Genomic DNA, 19,747 nt, shown 5'->3' on the forward strand with positions numbered 1-19,747 from the left:
TACGCTTAAATAGACTTAAAAGAGACCTTCATCCTCTGCAAATATCTCTTCTACTTCCTTTTCGACCACAATTCTAATTTCGTGTTTAATGGTGATATTGGCTTCTATTCTTATGGGTTCAGTTGGCGTTTCAATTCTTACCGTAGGATTACAAGCTGTCAGTAAGAGCAAACCACCTATTAGATAAATGCATTTTTTCATGGTTTTTCCTCGCAAAGCAAAATGTTGATATTCAGATACTAGTCGATTGTATCTGAATAAAAAGTGAATATTAGTGAGTTTTTGATTTTTGTTCCAATTGATCCGCTTTAACTTGTTGCATAACGGCTTCTTCAAAGTTACCGGTAAGAAAAAGAGAACGAAATATGCCCGATAACTCGCCTCTTAAATTTAATACGAAATCGATGGGATATCCGTTATAAAGGTCAGGATTGGCTCCTAATAAGTGCAACTTAATGTGATATTCGCCGGCTTTATTGTATGATAACCAGCCATCGAGCTCATCGTAACGAAAGTTCTTCAGAGCTTGTAGTGCGATATTTTCCTCGACTCCCGAATCTTCCTGACCAGAGGTATATTTTATGATGCCTTTTTCAGTCGCTTTAAAATGGCCTTCATCAACCGTGACACCGTCAGATTCAAAACTCACGGGAAGATAAAAATCCAATTTCCCTTCCCCGTACAAGCCGGAGATATCGATCAGAAAAATAAGTTCGGTCAGTGAAATCTGCTTCAACTGAAACGGCAATGCAGTCAAATTATTAGCACCGATCTGTAATTTATCCGCGATAAGATGCCCTTCCAACAAATCAGCTTTGACTGAATGAAGTCTAATATCTTCAATCGAACGACTACTTAGTGAGGCAGAGAGGTTATCGATGGATAGACCACTGGCAAAAGCTATTTTGTCGATATTAATTTGAGTTTGTAACACAAGCGGTTCGATTGAAGTGAGTTTTTGAGCCACATTCAGTCCCTGAAGTTGATTATTATCAAATTGGAATAACATGTCTCTTATCGCAAATTCACTGTCTAACAGTAATATTTTATCAATGCCTACTCCCGCCGAATGAACCACTTCGCCTGCCAGAATCTCTAGTGCCATTTTATTTTGTTTACCGATCGCGGCTAAAAAATGATTGGAAATTTGATTAGCTAGCTGATTCTCTTTCAACTCAGCGATCAATCGTGAAGCAGTCTTATCAAACTTAAAACTAAAAGGCGCCAAATCTTGCTGATTGATGGATAGTTTGCCCGCACCTTCTATTTGATGGCCATCTAAAGATAAATTGGCTTCTACTTTCATGCTGTCAAAGTCAAGACCTACGACCTGATTTTGGCGACTATGATAAACTAGCGACGCACTTCCCTGAGTCAAGTCTGATTGTACTGATTGCCAGCTAAATTCTAATGGTCCTTTAAGTTGATAGTTAGGGTCGATTACTTGTAACCGTGATAATAATAGCGCTCCATTGCTAACAATATTGTCCGTTTTAACCACTTCGAAGTTAACTTCAATTTGAGAATCTAAACGCAAAGTCTTTGCATTATCACTTTGATTACTCACCGCGGAGACTAGACTGTCTGATTTATTGAAATCTTGCTTGATCAATGTGCCAACGACTTCAGGACTAGTGAAAACGCCTTTAAGCTGCCACCTTGTATTGACTAAATCATCCAGGTTTAGCTGAATATTTTGGGCAACTGCTTCTAATCGATATTCTGCGATCTTCATGTTCGATTGTTGATAGTCAAACATAAAATCGACACCTGATAAATCGATACGACTATTGGTAAACCCTAACTGCTTGACCGAGTTATCCAATTCAAGCGTTGATGCAATATTAAATCTTGCTGCTCCCAATTTAATCAGTCCATTACTATCTTTTATTTTTAGCCCTCCGTCTATACTTCCATTTAGTGTAATCTTTGTGTTTGAAAGCTCATCTAGTTTAGTATTAAGCGAGAATTCGAGGGGTATTTCAACGCTTTTATTCAACCGATCGTTACCAAGTGGTTGAATGCTGATTTCAGAAAAATTAATTGATTCAGGAAAAATCTCAAGCAGAGTATTGATTTTAATTTTTACCAGCTTAGCTGAATCATCCTGCAACCAATGGATTTCAATATTTTCTTTGGTCTTTATTGGAATATTGGAGAGTTGATCCGCCAATACCATCACTGGCACCGGGTTCATGAAATGCATGCCCATGAACTTTTCCGGCCGGTCGGTGCTTGAGGCAAGCTTCGTCACCGAAATCGAAGACGTGTTCGTCGCGATGATGGCGTCCGGTTTCAGGTTTGGAAAAAGTTCTTTTAGAATTGCTATCTTAACGGCTGGGTTCTCGGTGGCAGCTTCAATCACAAGGTCACATGCCTTGAAATCGGCATAGTCCATCGTGCAGCTAATCCGGTTGATTGCAGCATCCCGATCCGCTTCGGAAAGTTTTCCTTTGCTGACCTGTCGGTCCATGTTGCGCTGGATTGTTTTTATGGCTTTTTTCAGCTGGTCCTCATTTACATCCTTGAGGATCACATCGTAACCGGAGCTTGCCAATACATGGGTGATGCCGTTGCCCATCTGTCCTGCGCCGATAACACCAATCTTTTTAATCATAAAGCGAAACCTTCCGACAAATTTACGACTTTAATTATAAAACCTTGTCCAGTTCCTCTGCCAGATTTGGCAAAGCCTTGAACAAATCTTCAACGAGTCCGTAATCTGCTATCTGAAAAATTGGTGCTTCCGCATCTTTGTTGATAGCGGCGATCACCTTGCTGTCTTTCATGCCTGCCAAATGCTGAATAGCACCCGAAATACCGACGGCGATATAAAGCTCTGGCGCGACGATTTTTCCGGTCTGGCCGACTTGATAATCATTGGGGACATAGCCCGCATCAACGGCGGCGCGCGATGCGCCGATGGCGGCGCCCAGGCGGTCGGCGATTGCCTCCAGCAACTTAAAATTTTCACCGCTTTGCATGCCGCGTCCGCCGGAAATGATGATCCGTGCGCTGGTGAGTTCCGGTCGCTCCGTCTTGCTCAATTCCTGCCCGACAAAGCGTGCGAGCGTGCTTTCCTCTGTTGCCTCGACGGCTTCAATGCTGGCCGATCCGCCGGCTTCGTCGACGGCCCGAAACGCAGTGGTGCGTATGGTGAGAACCTTGATCTTGTCTGACGATTGGACAGTTGCAAGGGCGTTTCCGGCATAAATTGGGCGCATAAAAACATCTTCGGAGACGATTTTTATGACATCGGAAATTTGTGCAACGTCAAGCAGGGCGGCAACACGTGGCATAAGATTTTTTCCAAATGTCGTCGATGGGGCAAGCAGATGGCTATAGGCGCCGGCCAGTTTTACGACAAGGGGGGCAAGATTTTCCGGAAGCCCATGGGCGTAATGCGCCGCGTCTGCGGTAAGAACTTTTGTGACGCCGTCAATCTTGGCAGCGGCATCCGCATCGCCGCCACCGGCAAGCAAAAGGTGAATTTCCGCGCTCAGTTCCAGGGCGGCGGCAATGGTGTGCCGGGTTGCCGTTAGCAGCCCGGATTCATCGCGTTCGGCAATGACTAATACGCTCATCCCAGGACTCCGGCTTCGTTTTTCAGCTTGTCTACCAATTCGGCAACGCTTTCGACTTTCACGCCGGCTTCGCGCTTTGATGGGGCCTCGACTTTTAGCAATTTTAGTCTTGGGCTTACGTCGACACCCAGTTCCTTCGGCGTTAGGGTTTCGAGCGGCTTGCGTTTTGCTTTCATGATATTTGGCAGGGAGGCATAGCGCGGCTCATTCAGGCGAAGGTCCGTCGTGATGACGGCTGGAAGCTTCAGGGCCAGGATCTGGAGCCCGCCGTCGATCTCGCGCGTGACCTCCGCTTTTCCCTCGGCGACGGTTAGCGAGGAAGCAAAGGTGCCCTGGGGCCAGCCAAGAAGTGCGGCAAGCATTTGGCCGGTCTGGTTGTTGTCATCGTCGATGGCCTGTTTGCCGGTAAGAACGAGGTCAATTTCCTCCTTCTTGACGATCGCTTTTAGAATTTTTGCGACGGCAAGTGGCTCCGCATCTATTTCCGTTTCAACAAGGATGGCGCGATCTGCCCCCATGGCCAGCGCCGTGCGAAGCGTTTCCTGACATTTTGAACCGCCAATCGAAACGGCGACGATTTCGTCTGCTGTGCCGCCTTCCTTCAGGCGAATTGCTTCTTCAACGGCGATTTCGTCGAAGGGGTTCATGGACATCTTTACGTTTGCGGTTTCGACGGCCGTGTTGTCGGCCTTGACGCGCACCCGAACGTTGAAATCAATGACCCGCTTAACAGCGACTAGTATTTTCATCGGGAACTCGTAGCCTTGAAAATTATTTATCCGACGGGTCCGTTAACTGGCTGGCCAGTAATTGGCTGGCCAGCCAATAGGTTGGCGTTGGGCACCGCATCTGCAACGCACTTTTCGCAGTGCACAATAAGGGCGCGCAGGAAAGCTGTCAATTCCGGGAAAGGGGAGGGGGACGACGGCGGGAAGGGGCTTAGCGATTAGCGCCTGGGCGCCAGAGAACGTCCTTCTTGCCGCCGTTGTTCAGATGGCGGGCAAGAACGAACAGAAGATCGGAGAGGCGGTTCGCATAATGAATGGCGAGAGGGTTCAGGCTTTCCTTTTTGGCCAGTTCCGTCATTTTTCGCTCGGCCCGGCGAACAACGGTGCGCGCGAGGTGAAGATGGGCGGCGGCTGGTGTGCCCCCCGGCAGGACAAAGGAATCAAGGGGGGCGAGGTCGGCATTGATTTCATCGATTTCTTTTTCCAGGCGCTTTACCTGAGGTTCGATAATACGCAGGGCCTCGGCCTTGCCGGTTTCCGGCGTGGCAAGATCGGCGCCAAGGTCGAAAAGGTCGTCCTGAATCCGGCAAAGCATTTCGTCGATCGCGCCGCTCGTATGAAGGCGCGCGATGCCGACGATGGCGTTTGCCTCATCAATCGTGCCATAGGCGGCAACACGCAGGTCGTGTTTTGCAACGCGCTTTCCGCCTCCAAGGGAGGTTTCCCCTTTGTCGCCGCCTCGTGTGTAGATTTTTGTAAGTCGGACCATCGCGCTTCAACTAATCCTGCATTGTGAGAAAAAGCATCAAGACAAAAAGAGCGACGGCCACCCCTTGCGCAAAAACGCGCCATCGCATGAGCGTGTTGGAATGCTTTGCGTTGAATTCGCCACCACGGATCATGGTGACGATGCCGGTCACCAATATGGCGAGGGTTGCAAACAGCGCCAGCCCAACGAGATAGGGTAGAATTTCAATCAAACCCGCCATGAAAGAAGACTAGCCCGGGAAGTGGGAAAGACCCAGTAAAAAGAAAGTTTTCCGGACGTTAGACACCTTCCGTCGGAAAGAATTCTTCAATGGCTGCTCGATCCACCAGCGTCGAAAGTTGCACGCTCGAGAGATGCGTTTCCGCATCCCCATCTACCGCGCAAACGGCCCTGCCATCGGTGGGGTGCTGGACGGCCTGTGTATATGTGTCCGTTTTTTCAGCGCTCTTTGGGTAGCCCATCGTCGCGTTAATCGACGCAATGAAGGCATTCGCCTCGGCGACGCTTGCAAATTCCAGATATTTCGTCATGACAGCGTGATCCCGTATTTGTTGGCGAGATGGTTGCGTAAAAGAGACTGTTCTGCGGCGGAAGGAAGGGAGGAGTAGAGCGCAACCTCCGCGATGTCGCCGTCCCATGGGCTGAATGTGCTTGGTACGTTGCCGAGGCTTAAATCTACGCCGCTGTCGGATAGAACGGTTCCTGTCGGAGTACCCCATTGCGACGTTGTGCCGCCGCCGTTTATACGCAGGATGGCATCATTCGCGGCGCTGTCGCTGTCATATTCGAATTCAAGCAAAACCGGACTTCCTATCGGGATTGTCTCGCCAGTTGACCAGCCGCCGTCGTTCCCATCCCATATTGAAAAGAAGGTAAGTTTTGAAGCATTTATGTAAATCCCCCACCGGCCATCTTTTTCAATCAGGTAATCAAACGTCCCCGCCGCGTCGCTTATAAAAACAATCGCGCCATAACCGCCACCTGCGAAGATGTCCTTAATGGACGCCGATGCCGGAACGGAAAGAGCATCGTTCACCCCGTCAAAATCAACAGACGGAAGGCCGTTTACACCGGAGGCCGCATAGGCGGGCTGTTTCGTCGCCGTGGCCTGGGCGGCGTGGTTGGCGTTACCGGAGATGTCGTTCCACTGGGAAACTTTTCCGGCATTCAGCGTAAATGGTGAACGGTCGCCGATCAGGGCAAGGGCCAGATTGTCGATCTGGAACGGCACCGTCGTTTCAAGGTACGAAAACAGCACCGTCGTCTGCGCCGGGGCCAGCTTTTTCAACACGCATTCCAATGCGCTTGCGCGCAAAAACGTGCCCAGATTGTCGCCGCATTGGGTGCTGGCGCAGCGCGCCAGCAGCAAATTTTCCAACGCTAAAATGATGCGCCAGTAAAACCGCACGCTTGGTGCGCCGTTCAAGGCATCGCCGCATTGGCCCAGACCGCAGATCGCCGGCGTGAATTCCTCGATCACAGCGCTGGCGTGCCCAAGGCCTGTGGCCAGATCAATGAAGAATTGCGGCGTCTGGCCGCCGATGGTGGTCAGCCGCTGGACCAGCGCGTTGCGCCGCTCCGTCAAGGTTGTGCCTGCCGGAAAACATGCGTCTGGAAGGCCTGCCGTTGTTTCCCAATCGCCCAGCATTTCCAGCGTCGATCGCGGGTCGGCTTCGGTGATCAGGTCCAGACTGCGCGCATCAACTTTCGCCATGCCCTGGGCGACCGATTGCAGAAGGGCCGTCAGGGTGGCGTCGCTGTCCCGTGGCCAGGCCGCGCCGGGCGGCAGCAATTGCTGCAGCTGGTCCAGATAAGCGTCAGCTTTGGCCATGCATCAGCTCCATGTGATGACGCCCATCACGGCGATCTGGCCGGTGGCGTGGGCAACGTCGGCGGCAGGGACGGTCACATCGTGATCGTTCTCGCCCGCTGCGACGGAAACGGCTTCGCGGATATGGGACAGCAGGATGGTGCCGCCGGGGATGGCCTCGCGGCGGATCAGATCGGCAAGCTCGGTGGCAATCGCGTCCTTCACGGCCTGGGTGACGGGATCAAGGCCCGCGATGGTCAAATTCAGCGCGGTTGGCACCGGCGCGACCACCGTCAAATCCGCAGTGACGGGCCGCAGCGCATCGATGGCGTCCTGGACGGCGGTGACATCGGCGGCCAGCGGAATGCCGTCGCCATAAATGTCATCCATCATGAAACGCAGGCTGACCGTGCCCAGGCCCAGTTCCTGGGCATAGACCCAGGCGCGCGTGACATTGGCGACGTCCAGCGCCCAGGTCACATAATCGGCCCCCGCGCCGCCATGAGGCGGCGTTTGAATGCGGTCGAGAACACGCGCCAGCAACGCGGCATCCGTTTCTTCATCCGCGCCGGCAGTGATTCCGGAACCGTCAATTGTGGCGACGGAATTAATGCCGGCAATCGGTGAAACCATGGACAGCTGCGTGGCGGCGATGGCGTCGCCGTCGGCACCGGCGTCGATGGCGGTAATAGTGACCAGGGCCACGCCGGCGGCAATGGTGCCTTCGCCGTCGGTTTGATAACGAAGGCTGTCCGCGCGCAGCAATTCGGTGCCGGCTGGAATGACCGTGGCGTCGGTGCCGGTAAAGGTCACATTGCCGGTTGCAAAGGCGGCGGCGCTGCGCGCAACGCCCCAGATCGCCGCGTGGCGGGCCAGAATTTCAGCGTCGGCCGTGTCAGGCAAAATCTGCTTTGCAGTGTCCTGGATAAAGCCATACAGCCCGTGGTCGCCACCGGAAATGACGCGCGCCAGGACGCCCAGAACCGTACGGCGAAGCTGCGCGTCGGCACCGGGCAGGCTGACATTGATCTCCGTCTCGGCGGCGGCAACCAGTTCGGCCAGGGTCGGGCGATTAAACGGCATGGGCTATCTTTCCTGTTCGGCCTGGCTTTGCCAGACATAGTCGAAGCGAAAATCAAGGGCGTCGCCGGCCGGGCGATGAATGTCGATGGCCAGCGCCAGAACGCCGGGTCGAATGGTTTCAGCCAGAATGTCGATGCGTTCGGCAATACCATCATCGATCAGCCATTGCAGGGCCTCTCGCGCGTAATCGCGCGCGCGCAACACCACGGATTGGGTCTGTTTTTCGCGCGCCAGCAGCCAGAGCCGCGACCCGATGCGGTCGCCCAGAACCGGCGCGCCATCCACAACCGGCGCCACCGCGTCGCCCCACCAGCCACGCCGGCGCGTGGTGCCGTCGGGCAGTTCATCGTCAACATCGGCGCGCCGGTCCGTGAAAAGCGAGACGATCACAGCCGTTTCCAGGCCGCCATCCAGGGCAAGCGCGCCGCTTTGAAAATCCAGATCGGCCGCCAGGGCCGCACTATTAAAAACCATGCGCGCGTCCATCAATTCGCCTTCACTTTCGCGCTGCCCTCGACGATGGGCCAAAGCCCGGCCGACGATCCGGTGGCGACATTCACATTGTCGCCGATGCGCGCCACGGCGGGGCCGCCAACGCCTGCCAGATGAATGTCATCGGAAACAATCACCACCTTGGGCGACGTCAATTCGATGCGGTCGCGATGAAGAATAATTTTCTGACCAAGATCGTCATGAAGCGCGACTTCGCCTTGTGCCAGACCGGTCAGGCGGTATCGCCGGTCGCCAACGGCAACCACCACTGCGTGGGACCGGCTGCCGCCAACCGCCAGCGCGATGGCCTCGGCACCGGGGTGTGGGTGGCTGGTCAGGCCATAGGTCTGAATGTGTTCAACACCGTCCAGCACTTCGCCGGCCAGGCCGGTGATCTGCAATTCCTGGCCTTTCAGGCTGTCGTCAATCACGCGGATGACCGCGCGCGATACCATCAACTGCACCCGGCGGCGCAGCGGCGCGATCAGTTTTTGAACGACGCGCGCAATATCTACCATCCCGTTGCCGCCTCGTCTTCAGGTTCGGCCAGAAGATCAAATCCATCGGGCGGCGAGACGTCCAGCCGGGTCCGGGTGCCGCTTCGCTCATCAATTGTGAAGGTGGCGGTCGTAATCAGCATGATTGCATCGATGCCGATGCCAGGATCGGAAACGCGCACGCGTGTGCCGGGTTGCCATAATTTGCCGCCGTCATCGGCCCAGCCACGCACGGTCAGCTGTGCGGTTCGCGCGCGCGCCCGGCGCACGGATCGTTCCCATTTCGCGCGCAATTTGAAACCGCCGCCATCGCCCGGCTCTTCGGCCAGAACCACCAGGGGCCGATAACGTGCGATGGCGCTGTCGGAAATTTCGGCAACCGGGGTGGCAATGTCGTCGGCGGTCAGCGTGTCGGCACCGGCCTGCTGCCCCTTCACAATAATTTTGGAATAGCGATCCCGGTGCGATGTCTGGCCCGATGCGGCAAGCAGATTGCCGCCGGGCCCCCCCTGCAACACACCGGCGTTTAAAGGCGCGCCGGACGCGGTGATCAATTTGACATTGCCCAGGCCATCGGCGATGGGCAGCACCGCGCGCTGACGGCAGGCGCGTTCAATGGCTTCGAAGACCGTCTCGGATTCCTGGATGCGAAAACTTGCAAAGGGCTTTCCGGTGTCGGTTGCGACCAGCACCTTGATGCCGAAGGGCTGCGTCAGCGCGCCGCAGATTGCCTGCAGCGACTGCCCCTTCCATTCACCGGGATTGTGGATGGCCGAACAGTCAATCAGATCGCCGGTACTGTCGCGGCCGCGCACATTGATGTCATGGCTGGTGGCGTCATAAGACGGCGACACGTCATCGATAAAGCCGGTGATCAGCGTTTCCCCGGCCGCCGTGATGCGGCAGGGCAGCCCCGCCGAAATGGCGCGCAGGCTCTGCTTGCCCGGCCAGCGATCGGTGACGCCAAGTTCAAAGCTGCCGGCCAGACGCTCGATCGAACGGCTTACGCTCACTTCCGTCCATCCGCCCCAGTTCTGGCCTGCAATTTCAAGGGCGATTTCAGGCATTGGTGCGCACCTCCAGAGGCCCGGCCGGGACAAATCCCGGATGGCGGACCTGATTCCGGGTGGTGATTTCGTCGGCGCGCGCGATCAGCGCTGCCGGATCGTCGCCGTAATAATCCTGCGCCAGGGCCAGGGCCGGTCGCGTCGTGGTTGGCGTGAAGGTCACCAGCCGTGGCGTGATGGCGGCGCGCGCCGTCAGGTCACGCACGAGGGCGGTGCGCAACTCGCCGAGCGCCCGATAGCTTGCGTCATCGGCCGTCTGCATTTCGCTTTCAATCCCTGCGACCAGATCGGCCTGGGCGGTCACCACGTCGGCGCGGSYGYCRRAKCYYYSKMYYRMRRSSMCSYGCGCNCYCTYSRCMATCGCCNSKSCKRYKGWCSMSSSCGTCCANNNKSSSGSYRYSRKTGGTGGCCTGGGTCTGGCGCATCGGCGTTGCGCCTGGGATTGGATCAAGGGCGGTCACCTGACCGCTCAGCCTTTGCAGCGGCGCGGCGGCCATTTCTGGCGAAATAGAATCAAACAGGCCGATGACGGCGGCAAGTTCACTCGACAGCGCACCGGGCTGACGAACCAGGCTGCCGGCGGCACTCTTGATGCTGCTGATGCGCGTTGCAAAAGCGGCCAGGGATTGAATCTGGCGGCGGGGAACGCCCAGAACCTTGCCAATTGTGCCGGCGATAGAGGTCAGCTGTGCCTCGGCATCCGTCGCAATCAGTTCCGGCAGGCCCAGCACGTTAAAGCCGTCTTCAAACGCGGTTTGAACGCTCAACAAGGTGGCGTCGGAAATGTCCAGCAATTCCCGGTCGGTCGCGATCGAGGCGGCTGGATAGGTGTTRTCGGCGGTCTTTTCAAAGGTCAGCGAAAAGACGGCCATGCCGCCTTCGCGCGTGGTGATCCGCCGGCGCGCGTTCGTGCAAACGACGCGCACATCGCCCAGCACGGGATGCACCAGGGTGCCTGGTCCTGCTTTTTCAATCGCCGCTTCCAGCGCCGCCGCCTTGACCAGATGATCGGGTTCCAGCACATAGGCTTCGATGCGGTGTTCGCGGGTTTTCCGGCCCATGTCTTCGTGCCAGGGGTCGTCCCGACCGGGATAAACATGGGTCGCCAGGCGGCGGCCAAAACCATCATCAATGGAGGAAAAGAAAAATTCAACGCCACGAAAACTGGCAGCGCGCAGGTTGTCGCGCCAGTTCATCACCCACCCACCATGACCGGACCGGTATCGACGTCCAGATCGATGTTGCGATTGTCGGATCGCAGGTCACGGACCCGCACCGGTCGGTCGCTTTCAATTTGAATGGCAAGTTTTCCGCTGAACTGGGACGCGACGCCGACAGCGCCTTCGCTTGCGGAACGAACCGGCGGCCCGGACGCAACACTGTCGCCCCCAAAGCCTAAAAAGTTCAAGGCAGGCGTGGCGATGTTGCTGAAAATCTCTCCGAGATCTTCCCAATAGGCGATCAACGCGACGGTGCCTGCTGTAATTGCGGCTATTCCCACAATAAAAAGTCCAAACGGTGTCGCGGTAAAAAGCAGCCCAATGCCGGTGATGGCAAAGCCAAGCGTGCCGAGAATAACCAGAAGCGGTCCGATTGCAGCTGCCAACGCCACAAGGGTGACGATTGTCTCCTTGGTCTTCGGGCTTAAATTGCGGAACCTGGCAGCGAGCCGTTCGACGAAGCCTGTAAATTTGACAATCATAGGAAGCAAAACCGGAAAAACCGCTTCGCTCAACCGAATAAGCAACACGCTGATCGATGCCATGGCCTGGCGAAACTTAAAATTACTGGTGCTGGATGCGGCTTTAAATGCTTTGTTCAGATCCCCCACACCGGCCTCGGCCAGGCTCTTGAATATTTTCTTTGTTGCCTCGGCGTTTTTACCAATAAGGCTCAGAATACCGGTCAGGGCTTCCATCTCCGGAAACGCCTCGGCCATGGCCTGCTGGTTGTCGCCAAACCGGTTTTTCAGCAGCAGCAGCGTCGCCAGCAGCCCGTCCTCGCGCATCATTTTCTGCAACCCGGCGGCGCTAAGCCCAAATTTCTTGAACGTCTCTTCTGCCTTGCCGGAGGGGGTAAGGATGCCCCCCAGAATGCCGCGCAACGCCGTCACTGCCTCGGCTGCCTTGGACCCTTGCTGCGTCATCGCGGCGACGGAGGCACCAACCTGATCGAAGCCAACGCCAAGCTGGGACGCCAGCGGAATGATGCGTCCAAGGGCACTTGCAATTGCCGAGGCCTCCGCTTTCCCTTCGCGCACCGTTGCGACAAGAATGCCCGTGGCGCGTCCGGCACTCAGCGTTTCGGCACCATAGGCGTTCATGGCGGAGGTGACGGCGTCGGCAACGACGACGGTGTCGCCAAGACCTGCGGCGGCGGCTTTGGCGGAAACATTCAGGACTTCGAGCGCCTGGGCACCGCGCGCACCGGCAGACGTCACGAAAAAAAGCGCTTCGGCAAGTTCATTTGGTCCCTTGCCGACTGCAGGCGCTAATTTCAAAACATCCTGCCGCCAGGCCGCCACCTGGCTTTGCGCCACACCGACCAGGCCAATAATTTTTGATAGGGCTTCCTCAAAATCGCCGCCCGTTTTGATGACGGCGGCTCCCAGACCGACGATTGGCAGGGTCACGCGGGTTGAAAGTTTTTTCCCCACGTCAGAAAGCTGCCTGGTGCGGTCACGCAGCTTGCGCATCGCATTGGCGGCGAGCCTCGATGATTTCTGAATCTGGCGCGCCATCTTCGAAAAAGACGCGCCGATTTTGCGCACGGGCGCTGTAATCCGATCAACCGCGCTTAGGACGATTTTGGCATTAAGCATTCTGCTTCACCACTCTTCGAGCCTGGGCATGCCAGCTGCGCAAGGTGTCTGCGTCCATCTCATCAATTTCAGATGGCTGAAAATGAAAGACGGACGCTAAATCGCCTCCGACGTCCCACCAGTCGGAAGGGAACCCCCCAAAAAATCCGCGACCTGCTCGCTGATTTTTACAAAATCCTCGGCGTCAATTTCATCGACGACGGCAGAAGGCAGGGACGCCAGCTTGGATACCAGATGAACCCCCTTCTCAACCTCGCCTTTGATCGCGTCGAGCTTTCTTAGATCCTTCACTTTTGGACGGCGAAGCGTTATTTCATCGATTGTTTCGCCGTTATGTTCGACCGGGTGGTTAAGCTTGATCGTTACGTCACTCATTGGCTCATTTCCTCCATCGGCGGGCCTCTGAATTCGATTTCCACCTTGCTGTCGCTGCCGTCGGTGAAGTCGGGAACCTCAACCACATAGAAATGATTGCCGACATAGCTCTGGCCGGTATCCAGCTCGCAGATCAGCGTGACATCCTCCATGGCTTCCAGCGTGCGCAGGCTGGTTGTTGGGCCGATGTCGAACTGCGCCTTGACGTGGCCGGCCTTCTGGGTTTCGGAAAAATGGCCGGGATGGTGGCCATTGTCCTTGTCGTTGCGGACGATGCCGCCGATGCCAATCTCGGCACCGGGATAACTTTCAATCACCTCGCCATTGGCCTTGATGGTCACCTTGCCTAATTTTTTCATGTTCATCGGTTGTCTCCCTTATGCCCTTACAGGCCGAACTGGATTTTCGCCGCAAAGACACGGAACTGGTTGATCAGGTCCGGCGGGATGATGGCGTTGACCCGGTTGGGATCGCCCGCGTCGCGCTCAATAATGAGGCTCGTCTTGAATTGCTCGATGCCCTCGGCCAGGCCTGCGTCTTCCCAATCCTTGAAAAGCGCCACCAGTTCCATTTTGAGGACCGAGGGCGTGACGATTGCCTGCCCGGCGCCGTAATTGGTGCCGTCATCGGCCAGCTTGTGGCGCGGGTATCGCGTCAGAATGCGCGCGCGCACCGAATAACGCAGATAGGCCAGCGTTTTTAAGGTGTTCAGATCCAGATATGACGGATCGTCAACGCCGCCGGCATTCGTCTCATAGGTGGTAATGGCGCGCTCGATATGAACCAGACCGCCATCATCGACGGTGAAGGTCGCAATCCCGTCATGGAGAAGCAGGTTGCGCTCTTCCAGGGTGAAACGCTTGTCGATCGCTGGCGGCAGGATGCTGTTTAGAACCAGTGTCTGAAAAGGCCTCGCCGGATCGATCTTCGCGTGAAAGGCGCACACACCGCAGAGCGTTGCCGCCCAGGCCCAGGGATGGGTTGGGCTTGAATCCGCGCCAATCACCGACAGATGCGGGCTGTTGCGCGAGTTGCCGAGCGTCGTCAGCCCGCCATGGGTGCCGCGTGCGGCCGCATAGGCATGGCCGTCCATCATCTGCAGCGGGCCAAAACGCGCGGCCAGTTCGCTTTCCAGCGCGGCGAGATTGGCGGCGTCGGTCCAGGGCATGGCGATGTCGGTGTACCAGTCGGACCCAAAGGCGGCGATGGCGGTGGCAATGTCGGGATTTCCTGTGCCGGCAACAACCGACCCCATCGCGGCGATGGTCAGAACCAGACCGGCCGGGGTTTTTTCATCCAGCTGATAGTTCAGGCGCAGATCGATGTCGTTGCCGCTCTCACCTTTGTGGCGCGCCGTCAGGGTGACGACGCCAAGGGCGGCACCCGCCGTTACCGGCATATCCGTTGCGGCGTTGACGGCGGCGGCAACATTCGACGCAACATCGGCCACCGCGTCGGTGGTAATGACGCCGACGCGCACACGCTGGCCTGCGATATAGAGATTCAGCGTGCCCGCCTGGGTTGGCACACCCGTAAAGGTCAGCGTGCCCGTGGCGGCAACACCGGCCCCCAGATCGTCCAGGGCAATCGCCACGGTCTCGGTAAAATTATTTGCCTTTTTCAAGGCGCGAAACATCAGATGCAGCATCGAACCGCGCCCGAAATATTCTTCGGCGGCGGCAACATCCAGAACCTGTGTGGGGACGCCTTCGGCGACGGTGCCGGCGGCCAGGCGCTGGCCCAGAACCAGAATCTTGACAGGCATTCCGGGCAGACCTTTCAGCGCCCTTGAATTGTCAATTTCGGCGTAAACGCCGGGCACGCGCAGGTCGATTGGAATTTGATTGAAGCTGATGCTCATCGGTTAATCCTTCTCTGTCGAAGTCGTTTTTGGCTTGCGGCCGATCTTCACGTCGCCATCGCGAAGACGCCGACGCCAATAAGAAGTCAGCTCAACCGTCCGGCCTTCGCGTGGCAGATGCCCGCCGCGCGGATCGCGGACGGCAAGCCCTTCTTTTGGAATTAAATGGGTCATCAGATGATCTCCGGTTTGATGTCGTCGCGCGCGTCGGCTTCGGCGGTCGGCAGCGGCGCGACGACGTTGCCGTGGGGTGGGATGTCCCAATCGCTATGGAAGGTGGCAAAGTCGCCGGGGTTGCCAGCCGTCAAATCGGGCTGATTGCTTTCATAAATTGTGTGAATTTCCAGCGCGTAGACGCTGGCGCTTTTCCCTTGCAGCGACCCATTAATCACGCTGCGCACGGCACCAGGCGCGATCGGCTCGATATCGAGGCCCAGGGTCTGGCGCGCAAGCAGGGCGCGCACATCTTTCAGCATCTGATACGAGCCGACCTTGCTGCCGGCACCACGGCGGCTGGCTGTTTCGTTGCGGCGGCTCTTCTGACAGATGAACAGGGTAAATACCGGCGCGTGGCGGTATTTTTCGCCGGGACCAAATTCGGGCTTGGCTTCTCCCGCGAACACCACCCACACGGCCGGATAGGCATTCGAAATCTGTTTGATCTTGTTGGCGTCGTGCAGCTGATCGCCATAGCTGGCGACTTCTTTGAAACGATAGCCAAGTACACCCGAATCCGACGCGCCCTGGATGACGTCGATAATTGCCTGTTCAATTTCGCCGATCATCGCAGCGCCTCCGCCAGATAATCGTCGACGATGGCACCGATTTCGCGCTCATCCCCGGCGTCCAGGCCAAGATAAGGCCGCGCCGGCATATCGACGGCGTGGTTGCGCCCGGTGCGCCCGCCAAATTGATGGATGGCCGCATAAATTTTATTGGACCCGACTTCGACGGAATCACTCGCCGCATTGTGGGTGAGCGATCCCAGCAGGTGTGCGTCATCAACCAGGGTCTGTGCGTTGCCCTGGGCGCGTTTCACGCGTTCCGACTTTTCCCAGGCTATGCCGTCGGGGCCGCGCCCGGTTTCAAAGCGGTTTTGAACCGACGCCACCATGGCAGCACCTATGTCATCCATCAGCGGCAGCATATTTTCCGTGCGCGCCGCCAGGCGTTCCAGTCGCGCCGATACCGCTTCCAGTTCACGCAGATTTACCTGGATCGCGGCACCGGCCATCAAAAACCCTCCAGGGAGTCGCTTGTGAAAATCTTCTCCGGTGCCTCGGTCAGCACCGTTTTACCGGCGGGGGCTGGTTCGGCACCGGCGATGTCGAGGACGGCACGACCGGCGGCGATGTCCTTTAAAAAAGCAACTTCGCGGGCGCGGTTGTCCTTGACGATTTCCATGGGTTCGTCGGCGTAAAGATTAAATCTGGCCAGATGGGCGGCCACCTGCACCAGGCGTGGCGGCGTCGACGCCAGGGGCAGGTCATAGCGCCGCGCGACATAGCTGTTGATCAGCTCATCGGCGTCGGCCAGCGCGCGCGCCATCACGGTGGCATCGATGACGCCCGTGGGCGGATCGGCGCGGTCGGACAGCTCGATCAGTTCTTCCTGGCCGAAGCGGTCGATCAGATCCTGTTGCGTCGCGTAACTCATCTAAAATTTCTCTCGAAAAATTCCCGAAGCTACTGGGCCGGCAGCAACTTCGGGGAAGGTCCAGGGGGGTGATCCACGCCGCCGACCCGGCGTAGCCCCCGTCGGCAGGGAGGTTATTCTTCGGTGGCTTTCGCCGGCTTCTTTTTCACATCGCTGATCGCACCCGATTTCAAAAGCGCCTTGGCCTCTGCCATCGTCAGGCGAATGGCATCACCTGCGTCATAGCGTTTGCCGTCGCGAAGGATGGCGTGGGCTGCATTGTAGGTTTGGCGGCCCTCATCCGGTTCCGGCGGCGCAGCCTCTGCTGTCTTTTTCACCATGAATCGGCTCCTTGTCTGTCAGATGGGTTAGGCCACGGCGTCGGTGATCAGATAGCCAACGTCCGGCGCAACGATCACTTCCTTCACGCTTTCGCCGACGCGCACGCGCTGGCCGCCGCGCAGGCCGATCTTGCTGTCGGCCTCCACTCCGGCGATGCGTGTGCCCCATTGGGCGGTGAAGCCGAATGTGATGCCGTTGCGCGTGTCCGCGTTCCGGTCACGAAAAGAAAGCGAGATATGCTTGCCCCAGATTTGTGACAACGCCGCCACCTGGCCTTTTTTCGCCGTATTCAGGCGACTTTGACCAACCAGCACTTCTTCCAGTTCAAACAATTCGGCGATGGCCGCGCGGCGTGCGATGCCAGAGTCACCCGACGTGCCGTTGACCGCTTTCACAATGTTTGGATGCTGGGCCACCTTGGAATAAGCCGCCTGGCCGATGGTCATGATGTTGGGACGGATAAGGCAGGCATCGAGGCCATCCATAATCACGCCGAGGGGGTCGGAGTTTGCAAAATCGGAAAACTGCGACGTACCGGACAGGGTGATTTTGTTGCCGGCGCTGTAATTCGCGGCATTAAACACCTTGCCGGCGGTGCGGACTTCCCGGTCCAGCAGGGTGTAATCCGTCAGTTGCACCGTCGCGCGATCTACCGGGCGATAATTCGCCGGCGCGTTGTCGATGTCGGCCTGGGGGATGGGATCGTCCAGGCCATAATCGTCCGTGCTGTCGGTCTGTTCGGTGGCCGTCAATTCCACTTCATTGGGCGCGCTTCTGCGGCCAACCTTGGTGTCGGGCCGCGCGAAGGATTCGGCGGTGGGATAGCTCCACCACTTGAATTCCTGCTTGGCGACGATCACGCGCGGAAGAACGCTGTCGGCAATATAGGCCGCGTTGCGATACGCAATCGTGATGGCGACCAGGGCCGGGTCCGTAGGGAAAGGTGCTTTCATGAAAATTACTCCGGTTAGCCCTGGGTTGAACCAGGCGCGAGAAGAACGTCGGCGATGTCGCCGTCGACGGCGGAAACCATCGCGTGACCGATGATGTTGTTGTTGACGCCGGCAGCCGGGGCCGCCGCAACGGCTTTGCCATTGGCGTCAGCGGTCAGCAGATCGCCGCGCGTGACGGCAGCACCGATTTCGACTTCGACGATGCCGGCGACATGGACGTCGATGCGCTCATTGATGGCGGCGTCCAGATCGGCGCTGACACCGAACAGCGCGTCGGTTACGGCGGCGCCCTGCACCACCTGGCCGTCGGCCGTGCCAAATTTGACGATGCGGCGCTTGGTAATGGCCGCCTCGGCGATGAAGTTTTTGGTAAGCGTGGGGGTTCCCATGATTATTCCTTCTCGTTCAGGATGTGCCGAACAGCCACGTCGGCTGAAACGGTGATACCGGCAACGCGCTGCTGTTCCTGAAACGCGATCGCGGCATCGGCAACTTTCAGCGGATCACCCTCATCGAGACTGTCGTCGTCTTTGCCTGCGGCAGAGCGTTCGGCAAAGTCCACCCGCTTGGGCTGGGCTTCCAGATTCGCTTTGAAGATGTCCAGCGGCGACTTCTTGTCGTCGTCCTTTTCGCCGAATTGAACGATGCTTTCCGGGTCGAGGGATGCCATGAACGCTGTCAGCTGTTCTTTTTCAGCCGGCAGCACCTTGCCATCCTCGATCAGGCCGTCGATGAACGCGGCGGCGTCGGTGCGTCGCGCCTTTTCGGCAAAATCTGCCTGATCGGCGGCCAGCTTCTTTTCATTCGAAGCCAGTTTTTCTTCACGCTCGGCGAAGGCAGCTGCCTCTTTATCTTTTTCGGTCATGTCGGTGGGTTCCTTTTCAGGTTGCGGGGCTTCCACAAATGCGGGATTGGGTTTGACTTCGTCGGCGGCATCGGTTGCGGCCGCGTCGGTCTTGGCCGCGTCGATCTGGAGGGAATCAACATTCCATCCTGGCAACGCCTGGTCGGCGGCTTCCAGCCCATGCTTGCCGATGAACCATTCACGCAGCGACCGGAACAGGCGGCTGACGTCAAAGGCGTCCAGTTCACCAAAATCCCCAAAATCAAGTGTGACGACGCCGGCATCGTCCTCGGAAAAGCCAACGGCTTTCAGGCCTTTGACGGCGGGCGGCGTCGCGCCCAAAAATCCAACATGGCGCAGGTAATAGACGCCAGGCACCGGATTGGCGGGCGAGTCGGGTTCGTAAAACGACGCCGACACTTTCTTGAAGCGCCCGGCGGCAACCATTTCGGCAAAGGCGGGATCGATCTGGTCGGGGTCGGCCTTCAGGCCAGCGTCGGAAAATGTAAGGCCTTTGACCCAGCCATAGGCCGGGCCGTCCGATGCCGGATGGCCGACAACGATCGGCGCTTCGTGGCGAGCCGGATCATAGGCTGTGGCCGTCGCGTTCAAATCGGCCTCGGAAAATGTCAGCCGCGCGCCGCTCATGGCGGTGTGCGTTCCAGCCTGAAAAATATGAATTGCTTTCATTTGCACCTCGTAAAAACTCGGGGCTTGTCGCCCTGCGGCGAATGATGCAAAGCTACCGAGGTGCTGAAAGCGGATCGCCCCTGACAATTGTCAGGGTCCGATTGGAAAGCCTCTTTTCAGGCGTCATTCCCCCGCCAACCGTCAAACCGCCCTTTCCCAGACGTTTAAAAAGCCGTTTGCCGGGCCATAAAACGGT

Annotated in this window: 26 protein-coding genes and 1 pseudogene; all 27 read right to left on the bottom strand. The window is 57.1% G+C overall.

Features of this window, described 5'->3' with window-relative positions:
* Nucleotides 1-15: 15 nt before the first annotated feature.
* The 27 genes and pseudogenes from COA65_08800 to COA65_08930 all read right to left on the bottom strand — a co-directional run bounded on the left by COA65_08800 (nucleotide 16) and on the right by COA65_08930 (nucleotide 19,551).
* Nucleotides 16-201 carry a YnbE family lipoprotein gene (locus COA65_08800; protein ID PCJ57834.1) on the bottom strand — a complete coding sequence of 62 codons (186 nt, stop codon included), beginning with the start codon at nucleotides 199-201 and terminating at the stop codon, nucleotides 16-18.
* A 70-nt stretch (nucleotides 202-271) separates the two neighbouring features.
* On the bottom strand, nucleotides 272-2,617 hold the full coding sequence (locus COA65_08805; protein ID PCJ57835.1) for a hypothetical protein: 2,346 nt from the start codon (nucleotides 2,615-2,617) through the stop codon (nucleotides 272-274).
* Between the two features lie 34 nt (nucleotides 2,618-2,651).
* Nucleotides 2,652-3,584 (bottom strand): electron transfer flavoprotein subunit alpha, encoded by a 933-nt coding sequence (locus COA65_08810; GenBank protein PCJ57836.1) that lies wholly within the window; start codon nucleotides 3,582-3,584, stop codon nucleotides 2,652-2,654.
* Nucleotides 3,581-4,333, bottom strand: coding sequence for an electron transfer flavoprotein subunit beta (locus tag COA65_08815; GenBank protein ID PCJ57837.1), 753 nt, complete (start codon nucleotides 4,331-4,333; stop codon nucleotides 3,581-3,583). Before COA65_08815 ends, COA65_08810 begins: the two co-directional genes overlap by 4 nt.
* Nucleotides 4,334-4,523: 190 nt before the next feature.
* Nucleotides 4,524-5,081, bottom strand: a complete 558-nt coding sequence (locus COA65_08820) for an ATP:cob(I)alamin adenosyltransferase (GenBank protein ID PCJ57838.1) — start codon at nucleotides 5,079-5,081, stop codon at nucleotides 4,524-4,526.
* A 10-nt stretch (nucleotides 5,082-5,091) separates the two neighbouring features.
* Nucleotides 5,092-5,301: a hypothetical protein gene (locus COA65_08825; GenBank protein PCJ57839.1), complete on the bottom strand. Its 210-nt coding sequence runs from the start codon at nucleotides 5,299-5,301 to the stop codon at nucleotides 5,092-5,094.
* A 58-nt stretch (nucleotides 5,302-5,359) separates the two neighbouring features.
* Nucleotides 5,360-5,611 carry a hypothetical protein gene (locus COA65_08830; protein PCJ57840.1) on the bottom strand — a complete coding sequence of 84 codons (252 nt, stop codon included), beginning with the start codon at nucleotides 5,609-5,611 and terminating at the stop codon, nucleotides 5,360-5,362.
* Nucleotides 5,608-6,912: a hypothetical protein gene (locus tag COA65_08835; protein PCJ57841.1), complete on the bottom strand. Its 1,305-nt coding sequence runs from the start codon at nucleotides 6,910-6,912 to the stop codon at nucleotides 5,608-5,610. Before COA65_08835 ends, COA65_08830 begins: the two co-directional genes overlap by 4 nt.
* 3 nt (nucleotides 6,913-6,915) lie before the next feature.
* The gene (locus tag COA65_08840) at nucleotides 6,916-7,974 is read right to left on the bottom strand and encodes a baseplate J protein (GenBank protein PCJ57842.1); all 1,059 of its coding nucleotides are present in this window, start codon (nucleotides 7,972-7,974) and stop codon (nucleotides 6,916-6,918) included.
* Between the two features lie 3 nt (nucleotides 7,975-7,977).
* Nucleotides 7,978-8,460, bottom strand: a complete 483-nt coding sequence (locus COA65_08845) for a hypothetical protein (GenBank protein ID PCJ57843.1) — start codon at nucleotides 8,458-8,460, stop codon at nucleotides 7,978-7,980.
* On the bottom strand, nucleotides 8,460-8,984 hold the full coding sequence (locus COA65_08850; protein ID PCJ57844.1) for a hypothetical protein: 525 nt from the start codon (nucleotides 8,982-8,984) through the stop codon (nucleotides 8,460-8,462). Before COA65_08850 ends, COA65_08845 begins: the two co-directional genes overlap by 1 nt.
* Nucleotides 8,978-10,030 (bottom strand): hypothetical protein, encoded by a 1,053-nt coding sequence (locus COA65_08855; GenBank protein ID PCJ57845.1) that lies wholly within the window; start codon nucleotides 10,028-10,030, stop codon nucleotides 8,978-8,980. Before COA65_08855 ends, COA65_08850 begins: the two co-directional genes overlap by 7 nt.
* Nucleotides 10,023-10,334, bottom strand: coding sequence for a hypothetical protein (locus COA65_08860; protein PCJ57846.1), 312 nt, complete (start codon nucleotides 10,332-10,334; stop codon nucleotides 10,023-10,025). The genes COA65_08855 and COA65_08860 overlap by 8 nt, the downstream gene beginning before the upstream one ends.
* Nucleotides 10,300-11,226, bottom strand: a pseudogene (locus COA65_08865) (hypothetical protein). The gene COA65_08860 and the pseudogene COA65_08865 overlap by 35 nt, the downstream one beginning before the upstream one ends.
* Nucleotides 11,226-12,851 (bottom strand): phage tail tape measure protein, encoded by a 1,626-nt coding sequence (locus COA65_08870; protein PCJ57847.1) that lies wholly within the window; start codon nucleotides 12,849-12,851, stop codon nucleotides 11,226-11,228. The pseudogene COA65_08865 and the gene COA65_08870 overlap by 1 nt, the downstream one beginning before the upstream one ends.
* A complete protein-coding gene (locus tag COA65_08875) occupies nucleotides 12,844-12,918 on the bottom strand; it encodes a hypothetical protein (protein PCJ57881.1) in 75 nt (24 codons plus the stop codon). The genes COA65_08870 and COA65_08875 overlap by 8 nt, the downstream gene beginning before the upstream one ends.
* A gap of 29 nt (nucleotides 12,919-12,947) precedes the next feature.
* Nucleotides 12,948-13,226 carry a hypothetical protein gene (locus COA65_08880; GenBank protein PCJ57848.1) on the bottom strand — a complete coding sequence of 93 codons (279 nt, stop codon included), beginning with the start codon at nucleotides 13,224-13,226 and terminating at the stop codon, nucleotides 12,948-12,950.
* Nucleotides 13,223-13,591 (bottom strand): hypothetical protein, encoded by a 369-nt coding sequence (locus COA65_08885; GenBank protein PCJ57849.1) that lies wholly within the window; start codon nucleotides 13,589-13,591, stop codon nucleotides 13,223-13,225. Before COA65_08885 ends, COA65_08880 begins: the two co-directional genes overlap by 4 nt.
* 20 nt (nucleotides 13,592-13,611) lie before the next feature.
* Complete coding sequence (locus COA65_08890; protein ID PCJ57850.1) at nucleotides 13,612-15,087, bottom strand: phage tail protein; 1,476 nt, start codon at nucleotides 15,085-15,087, stop codon at nucleotides 13,612-13,614.
* Nucleotides 15,088-15,090: 3 nt separating this feature from the next.
* The gene (locus tag COA65_08895; GenBank protein PCJ57851.1) at nucleotides 15,091-15,261 is read right to left on the bottom strand and encodes a DUF2635 domain-containing protein; all 171 of its coding nucleotides are present in this window, start codon (nucleotides 15,259-15,261) and stop codon (nucleotides 15,091-15,093) included.
* Nucleotides 15,261-15,872 carry a hypothetical protein gene (locus COA65_08900; protein PCJ57852.1) on the bottom strand — a complete coding sequence of 204 codons (612 nt, stop codon included), beginning with the start codon at nucleotides 15,870-15,872 and terminating at the stop codon, nucleotides 15,261-15,263. The genes COA65_08895 and COA65_08900 overlap by 1 nt, the downstream gene beginning before the upstream one ends.
* Nucleotides 15,869-16,321 carry a phage virion morphogenesis protein gene (locus COA65_08905; protein PCJ57853.1) on the bottom strand — a complete coding sequence of 151 codons (453 nt, stop codon included), beginning with the start codon at nucleotides 16,319-16,321 and terminating at the stop codon, nucleotides 15,869-15,871. The genes COA65_08900 and COA65_08905 overlap by 4 nt, the downstream gene beginning before the upstream one ends.
* Nucleotides 16,321-16,743 carry a hypothetical protein gene (locus COA65_08910; protein ID PCJ57854.1) on the bottom strand — a complete coding sequence of 141 codons (423 nt, stop codon included), beginning with the start codon at nucleotides 16,741-16,743 and terminating at the stop codon, nucleotides 16,321-16,323. Before COA65_08910 ends, COA65_08905 begins: the two co-directional genes overlap by 1 nt.
* Nucleotides 16,744-16,856: 113 nt before the next feature.
* Complete coding sequence (locus COA65_08915) at nucleotides 16,857-17,063, bottom strand: hypothetical protein (protein ID PCJ57855.1); 207 nt, start codon at nucleotides 17,061-17,063, stop codon at nucleotides 16,857-16,859.
* Between the two features lie 27 nt (nucleotides 17,064-17,090).
* Nucleotides 17,091-18,017, bottom strand: a complete 927-nt coding sequence (locus COA65_08920) for a phage capsid protein (protein ID PCJ57856.1) — start codon at nucleotides 18,015-18,017, stop codon at nucleotides 17,091-17,093.
* 14 nt (nucleotides 18,018-18,031) lie between these two features.
* Nucleotides 18,032-18,406 (bottom strand): DUF2190 domain-containing protein, encoded by a 375-nt coding sequence (locus tag COA65_08925; GenBank protein PCJ57857.1) that lies wholly within the window; start codon nucleotides 18,404-18,406, stop codon nucleotides 18,032-18,034.
* Nucleotides 18,407-18,408: 2 nt separating this feature from the next.
* Nucleotides 18,409-19,551, bottom strand: a complete 1,143-nt coding sequence (locus COA65_08930; GenBank protein PCJ57858.1) for a peptidase — start codon at nucleotides 19,549-19,551, stop codon at nucleotides 18,409-18,411.
* Nucleotides 19,552-19,747 lie beyond the last annotated feature (196 nt).

Source organism: Rhodospirillaceae bacterium (genome assembly GCA_002746255.1).
Taxonomy (GTDB): Bacteria; Pseudomonadota; Alphaproteobacteria.

Excerpts from the sequence above, each read along its gene's own strand:
- COA65_08885 (PCJ57849.1), bottom strand. The coding sequence starts at position 13,591 with ATGAACATGAAAAAATTAGGCAAGGTGACCATCAAGGCCAATGGCGAG.
- COA65_08800 (PCJ57834.1), bottom strand. The coding sequence starts at position 201 with ATGAAAAAATGCATTTATCTAATAGGTGGTTTGCTCTTACTGACAGCT.
- COA65_08925 (PCJ57857.1), bottom strand. The coding sequence starts at position 18,406 with ATGGGAACCCCCACGCTTACCAAAAACTTCATCGCCGAGGCGGCCATT.
- COA65_08920 (PCJ57856.1), bottom strand. The coding sequence starts at position 18,017 with ATGAAAGCACCTTTCCCTACGGACCCGGCCCTGGTCGCCATCACGATT.
- COA65_08900 (PCJ57852.1), bottom strand. The coding sequence starts at position 15,872 with ATGATCGGCGAAATTGAACAGGCAATTATCGACGTCATCCAGGGCGCG.
- COA65_08805 (PCJ57835.1), bottom strand. The coding sequence starts at position 2,617 with ATGATTAAAAAGATTGGTGTTATCGGCGCAGGACAGATGGGCAACGGC.
- COA65_08890 (PCJ57850.1), bottom strand. The coding sequence starts at position 15,087 with ATGAGCATCAGCTTCAATCAAATTCCAATCGACCTGCGCGTGCCCGGC.
- COA65_08845 (PCJ57843.1), bottom strand. The coding sequence starts at position 8,460 with ATGGACGCGCGCATGGTTTTTAATAGTGCGGCCCTGGCGGCCGATCTG.
- COA65_08910 (PCJ57854.1), bottom strand. The coding sequence starts at position 16,743 with ATGAGTTACGCGACGCAACAGGATCTGATCGACCGCTTCGGCCAGGAA.
- COA65_08915 (PCJ57855.1), bottom strand. The coding sequence starts at position 17,063 with ATGGTGAAAAAGACAGCAGAGGCTGCGCCGCCGGAACCGGATGAGGGC.
- COA65_08855 (PCJ57845.1), bottom strand. The coding sequence starts at position 10,030 with ATGCCTGAAATCGCCCTTGAAATTGCAGGCCAGAACTGGGGCGGATGG.
- COA65_08835 (PCJ57841.1), bottom strand. The coding sequence starts at position 6,912 with ATGGCCAAAGCTGACGCTTATCTGGACCAGCTGCAGCAATTGCTGCCG.
- COA65_08870 (PCJ57847.1), bottom strand. The coding sequence starts at position 12,851 with ATGCTTAATGCCAAAATCGTCCTAAGCGCGGTTGATCGGATTACAGCG.
- COA65_08930 (PCJ57858.1), bottom strand. The coding sequence starts at position 19,551 with ATGAAAGCAATTCATATTTTTCAGGCTGGAACGCACACCGCCATGAGC.
- COA65_08825 (PCJ57839.1), bottom strand. The coding sequence starts at position 5,301 with ATGGCGGGTTTGATTGAAATTCTACCCTATCTCGTTGGGCTGGCGCTG.
- COA65_08840 (PCJ57842.1), bottom strand. The coding sequence starts at position 7,974 with ATGCCGTTTAATCGCCCGACCCTGGCCGAACTGGTTGCCGCCGCCGAG.
- COA65_08815 (PCJ57837.1), bottom strand. The coding sequence starts at position 4,333 with ATGAAAATACTAGTCGCTGTTAAGCGGGTCATTGATTTCAACGTTCGG.
- COA65_08905 (PCJ57853.1), bottom strand. The coding sequence starts at position 16,321 with ATGGCCGGTGCCGCGATCCAGGTAAATCTGCGTGAACTGGAAGCGGTA.
- COA65_08820 (PCJ57838.1), bottom strand. The coding sequence starts at position 5,081 with ATGGTCCGACTTACAAAAATCTACACACGAGGCGGCGACAAAGGGGAA.
- COA65_08895 (PCJ57851.1), bottom strand. The coding sequence starts at position 15,261 with ATGACCCATTTAATTCCAAAAGAAGGGCTTGCCGTCCGCGATCCGCGC.
- COA65_08830 (PCJ57840.1), bottom strand. The coding sequence starts at position 5,611 with ATGACGAAATATCTGGAATTTGCAAGCGTCGCCGAGGCGAATGCCTTC.
- COA65_08810 (PCJ57836.1), bottom strand. The coding sequence starts at position 3,584 with ATGAGCGTATTAGTCATTGCCGAACGCGATGAATCCGGGCTGCTAACG.
- COA65_08850 (PCJ57844.1), bottom strand. The coding sequence starts at position 8,984 with ATGGTAGATATTGCGCGCGTCGTTCAAAAACTGATCGCGCCGCTGCGC.
- COA65_08880 (PCJ57848.1), bottom strand. The coding sequence starts at position 13,226 with ATGAGTGACGTAACGATCAAGCTTAACCACCCGGTCGAACATAACGGC.